At 66.3% G+C, this 13,270-nt stretch carries 11 protein-coding genes; 8 read left to right on the forward strand and 3 right to left on the reverse strand.

Annotation, left to right across the window (positions count from 1 at the left end; genetic code table 11):
* Nucleotides 1-3 precede the first annotated feature (3 nt).
* Nucleotides 4-2,007, forward strand: a complete 2,004-nt coding sequence (locus ACFRAU_RS13095; protein WP_378000221.1) for a DUF6541 family protein — start codon at nucleotides 4-6, stop codon at nucleotides 2,005-2,007.
* A 72-nt stretch (nucleotides 2,008-2,079) separates the two neighbouring features.
* On the opposite strand, the gene wecB is transcribed toward ACFRAU_RS13095, so the two are convergent.
* Together wecB and ACFRAU_RS13105 are read right to left on the reverse strand one after the other, a co-directional pair.
* Nucleotides 2,080-3,144 carry a non-hydrolyzing UDP-N-acetylglucosamine 2-epimerase gene (gene wecB, locus ACFRAU_RS13100; RefSeq protein ID WP_377997383.1) on the reverse strand — a complete coding sequence of 355 codons (1,065 nt, stop codon included), beginning with the start codon at nucleotides 3,142-3,144 and terminating at the stop codon, nucleotides 2,080-2,082.
* Between the two features lie 56 nt (nucleotides 3,145-3,200).
* On the reverse strand, nucleotides 3,201-4,358 hold the full coding sequence (locus ACFRAU_RS13105) for a glycosyltransferase (protein ID WP_377997384.1): 1,158 nt from the start codon (nucleotides 4,356-4,358) through the stop codon (nucleotides 3,201-3,203).
* 55 nt (nucleotides 4,359-4,413) lie between these two features.
* Here ACFRAU_RS13105 and ACFRAU_RS13110 point away from each other — a divergent pair, with 55 nt between their 5' ends.
* The 3 genes from ACFRAU_RS13110 to ACFRAU_RS13120 are packed head-to-tail and all read left to right on the forward strand — an operon-like array spanning nucleotide 4,414 to nucleotide 7,718.
* On the forward strand, nucleotides 4,414-5,520 hold the full coding sequence (locus tag ACFRAU_RS13110; RefSeq protein ID WP_378000222.1) for a glycosyltransferase: 1,107 nt from the start codon (nucleotides 4,414-4,416) through the stop codon (nucleotides 5,518-5,520).
* A 34-nt stretch (nucleotides 5,521-5,554) separates the two neighbouring features.
* Nucleotides 5,555-6,676: a glycosyltransferase gene (locus tag ACFRAU_RS13115; RefSeq protein WP_378000223.1), complete on the forward strand. Its 1,122-nt coding sequence runs from the start codon at nucleotides 5,555-5,557 to the stop codon at nucleotides 6,674-6,676.
* A 37-nt stretch (nucleotides 6,677-6,713) separates the two neighbouring features.
* A complete protein-coding gene (locus ACFRAU_RS13120) occupies nucleotides 6,714-7,718 on the forward strand; it encodes a hypothetical protein (protein WP_378000224.1) in 1,005 nt (334 codons plus the stop codon).
* A gap of 41 nt (nucleotides 7,719-7,759) precedes the next feature.
* Here the strand turns inward: ACFRAU_RS13120 and ACFRAU_RS13125 are convergent, their stop codons facing one another.
* The gene (locus ACFRAU_RS13125; RefSeq protein WP_377997388.1) at nucleotides 7,760-9,568 is read right to left on the reverse strand and encodes an ABC transporter ATP-binding protein; all 1,809 of its coding nucleotides are present in this window, start codon (nucleotides 9,566-9,568) and stop codon (nucleotides 7,760-7,762) included.
* Between the two features lie 178 nt (nucleotides 9,569-9,746).
* On the opposite strand from ACFRAU_RS13125, the gene ACFRAU_RS13130 reads away from it, so the two are divergent.
* The 4 genes from ACFRAU_RS13130 to ACFRAU_RS13145 all read left to right on the forward strand — a co-directional run bounded on the left by ACFRAU_RS13130 (nucleotide 9,747) and on the right by ACFRAU_RS13145 (nucleotide 13,266).
* Nucleotides 9,747-10,712: a hypothetical protein gene (locus ACFRAU_RS13130; protein ID WP_378000225.1), complete on the forward strand. Its 966-nt coding sequence runs from the start codon at nucleotides 9,747-9,749 to the stop codon at nucleotides 10,710-10,712.
* Nucleotides 10,709-12,052, forward strand: coding sequence for a glycosyltransferase (locus ACFRAU_RS13135; protein ID WP_378000226.1), 1,344 nt, complete (start codon nucleotides 10,709-10,711; stop codon nucleotides 12,050-12,052). The genes ACFRAU_RS13130 and ACFRAU_RS13135 overlap by 4 nt, the downstream gene beginning before the upstream one ends.
* Nucleotides 12,049-12,543 (forward strand): hypothetical protein, encoded by a 495-nt coding sequence (locus tag ACFRAU_RS13140; RefSeq protein ID WP_377997391.1) that lies wholly within the window; start codon nucleotides 12,049-12,051, stop codon nucleotides 12,541-12,543. The genes ACFRAU_RS13135 and ACFRAU_RS13140 overlap by 4 nt, the downstream gene beginning before the upstream one ends.
* A gap of 84 nt (nucleotides 12,544-12,627) precedes the next feature.
* Complete coding sequence (locus ACFRAU_RS13145) at nucleotides 12,628-13,266, forward strand: glycosyltransferase family 2 protein (protein WP_377997392.1); 639 nt, start codon at nucleotides 12,628-12,630, stop codon at nucleotides 13,264-13,266.
* The last annotated feature ends 4 nt before the right edge of the window (nucleotides 13,267-13,270 follow it).

Below are 13,270 nucleotides of genomic sequence, written 5' to 3' on the forward strand. Positions count from 1 at the left end.
AATTTGTCCTGGCTGACTTCGCTGCCGGCGCTGCTAGCGGCAGTGGCCGTGGTGCTCGTTCCCGGTGCTGCGCTTGCGTGGTCTCTCGGGTTCCGGCGCACCAGCCTGCTGGGACTCGCGCCCGTGCTGTCCCTGTCCGTCGCGGGCGTTGGCGCCGTGCTGGCACCCTTCGTCCACCTGGAGTGGGGGATCGGCGTCGTGCTTGTGACGGCCGCTCTGGCGTCCGCCGCAGCATGGGCCGTGATGCGGCGCCCGTGGCAGCGCCGGGAAGCAACGGCACTGCAGCGGGCGGCGCAGCAGGGCGACGGCTGGCCGACCCTTGCGGCCGGCGCCATCGGTGTTGCCGTCGGTGCACTCCTCATTGCCCGCCGGGTCATCCAGCTGATCGGTGAACCCGACAACATCTCCCAGCGCTACGACAACGTCTTTCACCTGAACGCGGTCCGCTACGTGCTGGATACGGGCAACGCCTCAACCTTGAACCTCGGCAGCATGGCCGGCGGGACCGGCGGACTGTCCTCCGTGTACCCCGCCGTGTGGCATTCGCTGGCTGCCCTCGTGACCCAGCTGACCGGCGCGTCCGTCCCTGTCTCGGTGAACGCGGTCAACCTCGTGGCTTCGGCGGTCATCTGGCCTATCTCCGTGGTGTTCCTGACGCGCGTAGTCATCGGGCCGCGCCCCGTTGGGCTCATGGCCGCAGGGGTACTGTCGGCGGGTTTTCTCGCTTTCCCCTATCTGTTGCTGGTGTGGGGCCCGCTGTTCCCTAACCTGCTCTCCGTCAGCGCGTTGCCGGCCGGCGTCGCCGCTGTTATCTTCGTCTGCCGGCTGTCACCGACGCTCCGGGAACCTCCGCTGCGCGCTTGGCTCGCCCTCCTCGTGGCAGTTCCTGGACTGGCCCTGTCCCACATGAGCGCCGTCAACGCGCTTCTGGCCTTCAGCATTCCGGTCGTCCTGGCACGGCTTTTCCTCTACATCCGGGAGCTGATCCGGACCAAGGCGGCACCGAAGAAGTTTGCGGTCGTGGTCCTGGGCTCGGTGGCGGGCGCGGTTGCGGTAGTGGTGGCGTGGCAGAAGCTCCGTCCAGCGCCGTATAACGGCTGGGTACCGCATCAGACAGTGCCTGGCGCCATCGGTGAAGTCCTTGCGAACGGGCCCATGAAAACGGACGCCACCCTTCTGATCTCCGTACTGGCACTGATCGGCATAGCCAGGATCATCCGGCGGCGGACACAGCTCTGGTTGCTCGGGTGCTACCTGGTGGCCGGGTTCCTTTACGTCGTGGACGCCGGTTTTGCCGCGGGCTGGGCCCGGGCATTCTTCACAGGCACCTGGTACCAGGACACCTACCGCCTCGCGGCCTACCTTCCCATTTTCGCTGTGGTGCTTGCAGCCCTGGGCGTGCTGGCCACAGCCGACACTGTCAAGGCAGCTGCCGGCGTCCTTGCCCTGAAACTGCCCCCGGGCAGGGTAGGCCGGATGCGGCTGACCGGCGTTGCGGGCCTGGCCGGAATCCTGGCGGTCTGCCTTGCCCTTGGCTGGGCCGCGCAGACAGGCCCGGTCCGGGGCTATGTGGCGTCCAGCCAGTACTTCTTCGAACGCGACACCAAGGACTCCATCCTGTCGTCAGACGAGTACGCCCTGTTGGCCCGCCTCGGCTCGGAGGTACCCGAAGACGCGGTCATCGCGGTGAACCCGTGGAACGGCGGGTCACTTGCCTACGCTTTTGCCGACCGCAAGGTGCTGGAGTTCCATATGGGGCAGCGGGAGAGCAAGAGCATGCGCGTGGTGGCGGAGTCGCTCGCGGACGCTGGTACCTCACCCGCGGTGTGTGACGCTGTGAGGGCGACGAAAGTTTCCTATGCCCTGGATTTTGGCACGCAGTATCTCCTGAACCACCCGCAGAGCAGGACCTATCAGGGCCTGCAGAACCTCGCATCCTCGGGGGCGGTTCAGCTCGTGGACCAGCAGGGCAACGCCAAGCTGTTCAAAGTGGTGGCCTGCAGCTAACACAGCAAAAGACCTCCGGAACGGGCGTCCTGCGCCCGTTCCGGAGGTCTTGATTTTAGGCGGTCTGTGGTGTCAGCTTCCGAAGGTTTGGATCAGCGCTGCCACAGTGCGTTCGGCGGCGTGGCCGTCGCCGTAGGGCGTGGCATCCGTCGCAGCCGGTGCCGGGCGCTGCACCGTGTCGGCCAGGATGCTCAGGTCCTTGCTCACCAGCACGTTCCAGCCGAGTTCCACGGTTTCCACCCATTCGGTTTCGGGGCGGATCGTCGTGCACGGGGTGCGGAGCAGGAAGGCTTCCTTCTGCAGTCCGCCGGAGTCGGTGATGACGCCGGCGCTGTTCCGGACGGCGTGGACCAGTTGCGGGTAGGCGAGCGGCGACGCAACGCGCACCGCTCCCTGCTCCAGCTCGATGCCGTGCTTGGCCGCAAGGTTGACGAGCCGGGGATGGGCCAGCAGGAAGACCGGCTTCGCCAGGCTGGCCAGGGACCCGATGATGGCGGCCAGGCGTTCCGGGGAGTCGGTGTTGTCCGGCCGGTGGATGGTGCAGACGTAATATTCGCCCGGAGCCGCGTCGACAGGCAGGGGCTGGTCACCGCCGTCGAGCAGGTCACGGACCTTGAAGAGGACGTCGGTCATGACGTCGCCCACCAGGACGGTCCTCTCGGCGAGGCCTTCGGTGGCGAGGTGCTTGACGGCCACTTCGGTGGGGGCCAGCAGGAGGTCCGCGCTGTGGTCGGTCAGGACGCGGTTGTGCTCCTCGGGCATCCGGCGGTTGAAGGACCGCAGTCCTGCCTCGAGGTGCGCGACGGGGATGTGCATCTTGATGGCGGCGATGGCCGCGGCGAGGGTGGAGTTGGTGTCACCGTAGACGAGGACGCAATCCGGGGCAGACTGTTCCAGGATTTCCTCGAGTCCGTGCAGCATGGCACCGGTTTGGGCACCGTGCTTTCCTGAGCCAACGCCAAGGTTGAAGTCCGGTGCGGGGATGCCGAGGTCGCGGAAGAACACATCGCTCATGAGCTCGTCATAGTGCTGGCCCGTGTGGGCGATCAGGTGTTCGGCCTGGCCCTCCATGGCTGCCGCAATCGGCGCAAGTTTCACAAACTGGGGACGTGCGCCAACGACGCTGAGAATTCGCATGGGTTCCAGTTTAGTTGCAGGCAGCACAGATTTCCGCCCGGGCGGCCTGCGTACCGTCAGGACCGGGTAAAGACGCCGGCCCGGGCGCGCAGCCGTTCCGTCAGGTAGTGCCGCAGCACTGAGTCCCGCGACAGGATCGCCGCGGGGCTGGCCGGGACGAGGTCGCCCAGGCGGCCGGCGGTCCGGTGGCGTTCGACGGCGGTGCGCAGCGACTGAAGATCGGCCGCTGCGGCGGCTGCCTGGGTCAGTTCCGCGTCCCGGCGGCTCAGCTCGGGCAGGCTGCCGCCGGCAAAGGCGTACAGCCGCGAGGACATATTCGCCCAGTACGCACGCTCCGCCTCGTTCCACAGGGCATCGTCCGGGACGCCGGAGGCGCCGGCGCGGCGGAGCAGCGCGCCGATACCGTGGACGCGCAGGACCTTCAGTGCCACGGCGCGCCGCTCAGCCAGTGGGGCTTGCTGCAGCCAATCGGTCGCCAGCAGCCGTTCCAGCCACGTGAATTCGTCCGCCAGGTTGCTGAGGGAACTGGTGACGCGGCCGGCGCCGGAATCGTCGGTCTGGTGATAGGCGGGGGTGCCGTAGGGGTAGCAGACGGGGCCTGAGCGGAACCACAGCTTCAGGGCTGCCTCGATGTCCTCGCCGGTCCGCAGCCCTTCTGCGTACCGGAAGCCGATGTCGGTGAGGACGGAGCGCCGGAGCAGTCCGTATGGCACGCTCCTGTATGCCAGCCCGTCCTTGAGGGGATCCAGGACGGCCGGCTTCGAGGGCCGAATGCGGGGGGCCGGCAGGATGGTTCCCTCCGGCGTGCGCAGGGGAGCGATGACTACGGAGGCCCCGGCCGGCTGGGCGGCCTTCCACCAGGCGGCCAGTGACCCGGGTTCCAGATGGTCATCCGAGTCAACGAAGCTCAGATACGTTGCCGTGCTTGCGTCCAGCGCACGGTTGCGGGGTCCGGCGGGGGACCGGACGCCGTCGTCGCACGTCAGCCAGGTGACGCCGTCGAACTCAGAGCTGGCTGCTGACCCAGCGCCGGATTCAGAACCCGCGCTGACCATCCCGGCGTCGGCGCCGAGGTTGTGCAGGACCACCGTCACCCGGAGCTCAATACCCAGCCGGGACAGCTCCGCGCGCTGTGCCAGGGCGGAGCCGACAGCGCGTTTGAAGGGTCGTTCTACATCATGGACGGGAATGACCACTTCGATGCTCTGGCTCATGGGGGTGTGCGTGCTCCTCGGCAAGGTTTCATTGGACCCGCGATAACCTTACTGGGTGGACAACGAAACACAGGACTCCGTGCTGCTCGACGTGGTGATTGCCGTGCACACCCCGGACCGGCCGGTGGGGCGCGCTGTAGCGTCCCTGCTGGAGGGCGGTCTGGCCGCGCAGGCCGGAGCGCCGCGGCGCCTGCGGATCAACGTGGTCTGCCACAACACGGACGTGGAGCCGATCCGGAACCGCGTGGCTCCCGAGCACCGGGGACTTGTCCGCTTCCTGCACTACGTGGACGGCATCAAGAGCCCGGCAGGTCCCTTCAACCACGGTATTGCCGAAGCAAGCGGCACCTGGGTGGCCATCATGGGCAGCGATGACTCCGTTGAGCCCGGCGCCCTGGCGCAGTGGGTGGAGGCCGCGGAACGCGACGGATCCGACGTTCTGATCGCCCCAATGGCCCATGCCGGCGGCGGGGCAATCCGCACCCCCGTGGTCCGGCGTACCCGGCGCGGCCACCTGGACCCGGTGGCGGACCGCCTTACCTACCGGACCGCGCCGCTGGGCCTCATGCGACTCTCACTGGTGCGGGGGCTCGGCCTCACGTTCCCGCCGACCTACGCCACGGGGGAGGACCAGTCCTTTTCCGCGAAGCTGTGGTTCTCCGGCGCGAAAATCAGCTACGGCAGGGGCCTGCCCCGCTACCTGGTGCACGCCGATGCTGCCGTCCGGGTGACCCACACTCCGCGCCCGGTCACAGAGGACCTGGCCTTCGCCACCGACCTGGTGCTGTCCGAGTGGTTTGCGGAGCTTCCGCAGCGCGCCAGGGAAGCGATCGTCACGAAAATCATCCGCGTGCACGTCTTTGGGCATGTCCTGCTGCGCGCCGAGGCCGGAACCTGGGACAGGGACGATGCACGGGAGATGGCCCAGGAGCTGCGGAAGCTGCTGTTCCGGGCGCCGCACGCTGCCCGCCCGCTCTCGCTGGCGGACCGAAAACTGCTCGACGCCGTAGCGCGCGAGGAAGCGGACGTGGACGTAATGAAGTCGCTGGCCCAGGCCCGGCGCCGCTTTGTCAGCCCGCAGACATGGGTGCCCCGCGACGTCACCAGGGTGCTGCACCCGGAAGCCCCCTTCCGGTTCATGAGCGCCTCAGCCCTCGTATAGGCCCCGCATAATTCCCAGACAGCCAAAGGAACACATGAAGATCCTGGTAGTTGCCACGTGGTATCCCCATGACGAAAACCCCACCGAGGCGCCCTTCAACGCCGAACACGTGGAAGCCATCCGTGGCAGGGGACACGACGTGCGGGTGGTTCATGTGAGGCTCGGACGCGCGCTCGGCATGCCCGGGAAGGCATCCGGACTGTGGGAGGGAACGCCGGTGCGGCGCATTGCCGCCGATCCCGGGCGCCCCTTCACCCTCGTGCAGTCGGCACGGATGCTGGCGCAGGAAATGGCCTGGGCGGACGCCGTCCACACCATGGCGTTCTCCTCCATCCTGGTCACCATGCTGCCATGGGCTGCCCGGACCTTTGCCGGCCGGGGACGGGCCTGGGTGCACACGGAACACTGGAACGGCGTGGTCAACCCTGGGAGTGTTTCACCCCTGTGGGAAAAGCTGGCCGGAGTCCGGGCGGTCCTGCGGCTGCCCCATGTGGTCACCGGCGTTACTGGACAGCTGACCGCGGAGATGCAGCGCTTTGCCCGGCCGGGAGCCGCGACGGTGGTGCCGTGCGTGGTGAAGGGGCCGGACGCCGTCGTCCCCGCATCATTTGGGAATCCGCTCCGGCTGGCTGCCGTCGGGGGACTGGTTGCCAGGAAGCGGCCGCTGGAAGCGGTGGACACGATCGCCTGGCTCAGGGACCACGGCACCGAGGCCCACCTGACCTGGGTGGGGGACGGGCCGCTGCGGGCCGCGGTCGAATCCCGTATTGCGGAGCTCGGCCTGGCTGACCACGTGACGCTGGCTGGATCGGTCCGGCCTGCCGAGGTGGCCCGGCACCTGTCGGCCGCCGATCTCTTCTTCCTCCCGACGGCGCAGGAAAACTTCTTCACGTCGGCAGCCGAGGCCCTTGCTGCCGGGCGCGCCGTCGTTGCAACCCGGGTGGGAGGCTTCAGCGACTACGCCGACGCCTCAAACAGCAGGCTGGTGGAGGACGTGACACCGGAGTCGCTGGGACGGGCCGTGCTGGAGGCGCGGGACGCGTTCAAAGACGTGTCCGCAGGGGACATTGCACGCCCCATCCGGAACAGATTCTCACCCGAGGCCGTGGGTGAGCTGTTCGACCGTGCCTACACGGCGGCGCTGGCACGTGCCTGAAAACCGACCAGCCAACGAGTCAGGCGAGGGGAAATTCTTGAGGTCCGAACCCAGGGTTCTGCAGTTCAACGACTGTGCCTTCGTGGCCCGCAACATGGTGCGGGCCGCGGCGAGGGCCGGCATCGAATGGGCCTACATGCCGCCGGAGCAGGTCCGGCCGATGACCGCTGCCCCGAAGAACCCGCTCCTTGCCCGGGCGCGGTTCGTTCCCTTCGTCGCGCGCCGGGCGCTCCGGCTCCGCGCGGCCGAGGTTGTGCATGTCCACTACGGAACGAGCGCACGGCTCCTCCGGGAGCGCGGCATGCCGCGCAGGCCGTACGCGCTCACCCTTCACGGGACCGATATCCGCAAGCAATGGGTCGATCCGCAGTTCCACGGCGAGATCCAGCAGGCGATCGACGGGGCCGCCCACGTTTTCTTCGCCAACAACGACACCGCGGAGAACGCCCTGCGCGCCCGGCCCGATGCCGAGTTCCTTCCTGCCCTCGTGGACGCCGCGGCGCTGCCCTCGTGGCACCCTGGCGGGCGCCCCTCCGTTCTTTTCGTCTCGCGGTGGGATGACGACAAGGGCGTGGAGCGGCAGCTGGAGCTGGCGCGAAAGCTCAGCGCCGCCGTCGGAAGCCGCGCAGAAATCCTCGGCCTCAACTGGGGGCCTGGCGCCGAAGCCGCGCGCCGGAACGGGGTGACCCTGCTGGAACGGATGCCGCAGGATGACTTCCACAAGATCATGTCGCAGGCGCACGTGACCATTGGCCAGGCCACCAACAACTTCGCCACCAGCGAGTTCGAGGCCCTCTGCATGGGTGCCCCGCTCGCCGCCCTGGGGTCCCGGCTTCCACGGCCCGACGACGGGACCACGCCGCCCGTGATCGAGGGAACCGATGAGGACGTGGTGGAGCAGGTCGTGGCGGCTCTGGATGATCCCGTTGCGGTCACCAAGCGGCTGGGCGGACGGGAATGGGCGCTGCCCCGTTATGACGCGGCGGCCTTTGTGCCGCGCCTGACGGAGCTGTATGCGGGAATCGCGGCCGGGAACGTTTAGCTGCCGGCTGCGGTGAGCAGCCGGCAGCTACCGGCGCGCTGCTAACTGCCGGCTGCGGTTGCTCCGGCGGGGGAGTGCAGTCCGGCAAGGGCTGCCTGCTGGGCAAAGTCCGGGTTGGCCTGGACAACCTCGTCGAAGGTGCCCTGCGCGAGGATGGTGCCTTCCTTCATGAAGCACACCTGGTCGTTGTTGCGGATGGTCGACAGGCGGTGCGCCACCGAGATGACGGTGATTTCGCCGTGCAGCTCACTGATGGCCTGGGCCACGGCCGCCTCTGTGGCGGTGTCGAGTGCGCTCGTCGCCTCGTCCAGCACCAGCACGAGCGGATCCATGTACAGCGCACGGGCGATTCCGAGGCGCTGACGCTGGCCGCCGGACAGTGCAAGGCCCCGTTCGCCGACCCGGCCGTTGATGCCGTCCCTGCGGGACTCGATGGTTTCCAGGAGTTGGGCGCGCTGCAGGGCGGTGCGAACGCGATCTTCGTCGATGTCGTTGCCCCAGGTCAGGGCGACGTTCTGGGCCACCGTGCCGTCGAAGATGGCGACTTCCTGCGGCACGTAGCCTACGCGCTTCCGCCAGTCGGCCAGCACATCCTCCAGGGGGACGCCGTCGAGGGCCATGGTTCCGGCTGAAGGTGTCAGAAGGCCCAGGAAGATATCGATCAGGGTGGATTTGCCGGCGCCCGACTGTCCCACCACACCTATGGACGAGCCCATGGGCAGCTGCAGGTTGATGTTCTGGACGGCAGGCTGGCCGGCGCCCGGATACGTGAACTCCACGTCATGGAGTTCCAGCATTTTCGGTTCATGCCGAATAGGAGTCTTACCCAGCTTTTCCGCGTGCTTGCGGAATTCGGCGGCATCCTTGATGTCGCCCATCACGGTCTCGGTGTACGGAAGAGTGGACTGCACCACGGTTATCTGCGACTGCATGGCGGTAAGTGCGGGAACCATCTTGAAGCCGGCCAGGCCGAAGATGGCCACCGATGACATTGCCGCCTCAATGCCGCCGATCAGGTAGCCGACTGTGCCAATGAGGAGGAATCCGCCAATGAGGGCCATGTCGATCACGAACTTCGGGACCGCGCCCATGAAACGGATATTCGAGCGGGACCGTGCGGCCGTTTCACGGCTTTGCATCACGATGCCGCCAACCTCATCCGCCTTGTCCCGGAGCGTGATCTCCTTCAGGGCCGCAAGCATCTCGGAAACCAGGGTGGACATCCGCATGGCGGCGTCCCGGTTCACCTTGCCGGCTTCATAGGATTTTTTGGACAACCAGAGGTAGAGGAATGCGGCAATGGCGCCAAGGTAGATGAGGGTTGCCAGCGCGGTCTGCCACGAGGCGCCGATAAGAACGACCAGGACGGAGACAAAAGTCAGAGCCATCGCCGGCAGGGTGACGGCTGGAAGCAGCACGCCGGAGACCGTGTTGGCGATACCAACATCGATCATCCGTACTAGCTCGGCTGTGGACCGCTTCATGCGCTCTGTCCACGGGGCCCGGATGTAGCTCTGGAATAGCACCGTGCCGATCTCGAGTTCATAATCGGCGAATTTCCTGGTGGAGACCCATTGCAGCCAGATGTTCAGCACTGACTTCAGGATCATCACCATGGCTGATCCGACGAGCAACAGCAGCCCAAATTCCTGACTCATGGATCCGATCAAGGGCAGGCTCATTTCCCCGCCCTTGAGAATCTGGTTAAGGACGAGGGCAAACACGCCAAGGGCGGCTGCGTCGAGAAGCGCAAGAACCGCCGACAGGACACCGAAGAGCAGGAGGAACCTCCGCGCATTCTGTGGCAAAAGCGGCAGCAGTTCGCGCATGATGCGGCGCAGGTGTCTCAAGAATCACTCCAGAACGGAAGGGGAAGAGTCTTTCCAATACTACGCGCCACAGCTTGCCGAGGCTGTGCTGGCGACGCCGCACTGCCTCGCTAGGGGGCACACGGTTCGCCGGAATATTGCGACGGGCCGCACCCGCCGCGAATCGCCCACGCCGGGTCTCAATGAGAGGATAAAAGGCATGAGCGACCAAATCCGTGTTACCCAGCTGTTCGACTGTGCCGACGTCGGTAAGACAATCGTGAGGGCAGGGGTCAGCCACGGAAAGCCCTGGAAGATAATCCAGGGTCCCTGGACCAGGGGCGGAACAAAGGCCGCGTATTACCGGTTCCGGCTGGAGCAGGCAGCGGCCTATCCGAGAACCCAGCTGTGGCACGTGAACATGGGCGGCAGGGCCAAATGGGCACGCGGACTATTCTCCCGTCCGTACGCGCTCACCCTTCACGGGACAGACATCCGGGAAAACTACTGGCAGGACCAGCACCACGCAGTGATGAAAGGCGACATCGACGGCGCGGGGCACGTGTGGTACATGACTCCCGACCTTCGTGACAAGGCTGAAAGTGTCCGTTCAGATGCCGAATACTTCCCCATTCCGGTCGAGCCGGATGAACTGCCAGAGTGGTGCCCTGCGGCCAGGCCCCGCGTGTTCTTCCCCTCGCGCTGGGATGCGTCGAAGGGCGGCGACCGCCTGCTCGAAGTGGCGGCGGATGTGGTTGCCGCGGTTGGACACAGCGGCGTTGACATTGTTGGGCTGGACTGGGGTGACCGGGCTGCCGAAGCGGCCGGCCTGGGAGTCACGCTGTTGCCCAGGATGCCCAAGAGTGAGTTTCTCCAGGAATTGGCCAGCGCTCATGTTGCGGTAGGGCAGGTTGCCGGAATTCTTGCCACCAGCGAGCTTGAGGCCTTGGGGATTGGCGTTCCGGTCGTCGTCGCCGATCCCGTGTCCGGATACCCGGATGACCTGGCCACCGTGTCCGTCGCCAGGGCCGACGTCGGTCAGGCCGTCCTCGAATCGCTAAAAGATCCGCAGGCGCTGTCCCGGCAACTCGGCGGCCCCGCCTACGTGCGCCGGAACCATAGCGCCGAAGTCATGCTGCCCAGGCTCGAGGCAGGCTACGCCAAAGCCCTGGAGAACGCCCGATGAACAAGCCCCACCTGCTCTACATCGCGTTTGCCTTTCCGCCCAGCACCGCATCGTCGGTCTACCGCTGCACGGCGGTAGCCAATGCGTTCGCCGAGGACGGCTGGGATGTCACGGTCCTCACTGTCGACCCGCAGGTCTGGTCCCAGATTTCGGGAGTCGATGCGAAGCTGGCGGAATCTGTCCACCCAGGCATCCGGATCGTCGCAGTGAACGACGGCGGTGCGGAAGAACCGGCAAAGGGAGACCTCCGGCGATACTCGCGGTTCAGGATTGAGGCTCCCTACCTGTGGAAGGACGCCCTGCGCCGCCGCAGCCGGCGGAACTTCCCCGAGGACTTCCACGGGGCGTGGCTGAAGCCCGCCAGCGAGGCCGCCCGGCGCATTCATGCGGAAAAGCCAGTCGACCTGGTCATGGCGTCGGCCAGCCCGTACGTCGCATTTGGCGTTGCCCGGGCGCTGGAAGGCGTTCCGTATGTCATGGACTACCGCGACGCATGGGCTTTCAACACCATCTCCGGGGCCGAAGACTTCACCCCGGACAGCACGGTGGGGCAGCGCGAAGCGGAATATCTCCGCGAGGCCGCGCAGGTCTGGTTCGTCAATAGCCAGATCAGGGACGAGTACGCCCGCCGCTACCCCGAGTCGGCCCACCTGATGCGGGTGGTGGCCAACGGCTTCGACCCCCAGCCGGGCCACGCCAGGCCGGCCGTGCAGCCTGCGGAACGCCCAAGCTTTGGTTACCTCGGCACGCTGCAGTACGTGAATATGCCGCTGCAGGAATTCCTGGACGGGTGGAGCGCCGCCTTCGGTCCGGACAGCCCGCAGGCGGAGGCTGTGTTCCGCGGGAAGCTGAGTGCTTCCGGGGCGGCAGGCGCCGAGATTCTCGAGATCTTTGGAACCGGGCGCGAGAACGGACTCCGCTACGACGGGCCGATCTCCAAACGCGATGTTGCCGGGTTCTACGGCAGCATGGATGCCCTGATTCTCCTGTTGTCCAGCGGCAAATACGTGACCGGCGGCAAGACGACTGAGTACCTGGCCACCGGACTGCCGATCGTCTCCGTGCACGACATGGAGAACGCAGCCACGGACCTCCTTCGGGCTTATCCGTTGTGGTTCCCTGCGAAGGAGCTCACCCCTGAGGGGATATCCAATGCGCTGCGTGATTGCGCACAGGCTTTGCAGGAGCCGGACGAAAAGCGCTGGGCCGCTGCCTGGGCCTACGGCCAGCAGTTCCTGCGCAGTACGATCCTGGAGCCGGTCATCGCCGAGCTGCGGGAAATCGCAGGGTGCGGCGCGGCCAATCCGCAGCCGGCCACCGAAGAAAGGAGCCAGGCATGACTTCCGCCAAACCCCTGCACGTAAGTATCGTCGTCGGCCGCAGCAGCCACCCACAGGCCGTCATTGATGATCTGTGGAACCGTGCCTTGGGAGCCGTTGGTCAGCATGCCGGCCAGATGACAGGGACGGCAGTCTACGCGTATGACGGCGTGCCAACCGTCACGGCCGGAGACGACCGTCTGACGGTGGTGCCGCTGGCGAAGCCCCGCGGCAGCCGGTTCGCCTCGCTAGTGTCAGCCGCCGCAGGAAAGCCCGGCCCGGCCGGTGTTGCCGGACGGCTTCTGAGGGACAATCTCGAGTCCAGGCGCCTTGCGCGGACCCTCGCCGGCCGTGTGGACCTTCAGGAAAAGTTCCGGAGCTCGGACGTTGTTGTGGCCGCTGACCTCACCGCAGACCGCTCCGTTTGGCATCTGCGCAACAACACAGGTGCCGGCCTCGTTCACGGCCCTATCGCCATGCTGCATGCACTCCGGGAGACACTGCGGAAGTGATCGTCCGTCAGGCTTGCCGATGAGTCCGTGGCATGTCGCCTGTGGAATACTTGACGGGTGAGTCGAACCTGGATAGTCATACCCATGTACAACGAAGCGTCCGTCGTCGGTACCGTCATCGAGGGGCTGCGGAAGGAATTTCCGCACGTTGTTTGCGTTGACGACGGCAGCACCGACGGTTCGCAGGACATCGCCCGCCGGGCCGGCGCCGTGGTTGTCCAGCACCCGGTAAACCTGGGCCAGGGTGCGGCCCTGCAGACAGGAATCGAGTATTCGCTGCAGGACCGGCAACTGGACTGCATCGTTACTTTCGACGCCGATGGCCAGCACCGCGTCGTTGACGCGCTGGCCATGGCCGACCGGATCCGTTCGGGCGAGGCCGACGTCGTCCTCGGGTCCCGGTTCCTCGATGACCGCACCAAGCTCTCACCGCTGAAGCGGCTGGTTTTGCGGACGGCCGCGGTGCAGTCCCGGATGTCAACGGGCATGGCTCTGACGGACGCCCATAACGGCCTTCGCGCGTTCAGTCCCAACGTCGCCCGGAACATCAATCTGCAGCAGAACCGGATGGCCCACGCCTCCGAGCTGATCCATCAGCTTGCCGAGATGAATCCGCGCTGGGTGGAGCACCCGGTGGAGATCATCTACACGGACTACTCGAAATCCAAAGGCCAGTCGTTGCTGAACTCGGTCAATATCGTCGCTGACCTCTTCTTTAGGTGAAATT

This window comes from Arthrobacter sp. NPDC056691, from assembly GCF_042791415.1.
In the GTDB taxonomy this organism is placed as follows: Bacteria; Actinomycetota; Actinomycetes; order Actinomycetales; family Micrococcaceae; genus Arthrobacter.

Bases quoted from the DNA above. Each gene is read 5' to 3' on its own strand.
- ACFRAU_RS13115 (WP_378000223.1), top strand. From the start codon at position 5,555: ATGAAGATCCTGGTAGTTGCCACGTGGTATCCCCATGACGAAAACCCC.
- ACFRAU_RS13145 (WP_377997392.1), top strand. From the start codon at position 12,628: ATGTACAACGAAGCGTCCGTCGTCGGTACCGTCATCGAGGGGCTGCGG.
- wecB (WP_377997383.1), bottom strand. From the start codon at position 3,144: ATGCGAATTCTCAGCGTCGTTGGCGCACGTCCCCAGTTTGTGAAACTT.
- ACFRAU_RS13130 (WP_378000225.1), top strand. From the start codon at position 9,747: ATGAGCGACCAAATCCGTGTTACCCAGCTGTTCGACTGTGCCGACGTC.
- ACFRAU_RS13140 (WP_377997391.1), top strand. From the start codon at position 12,049: ATGACTTCCGCCAAACCCCTGCACGTAAGTATCGTCGTCGGCCGCAGC.
- ACFRAU_RS13135 (WP_378000226.1), top strand. From the start codon at position 10,709: ATGAACAAGCCCCACCTGCTCTACATCGCGTTTGCCTTTCCGCCCAGC.
- ACFRAU_RS13105 (WP_377997384.1), bottom strand. From the start codon at position 4,358: ATGAGCCAGAGCATCGAAGTGGTCATTCCCGTCCATGATGTAGAACGA.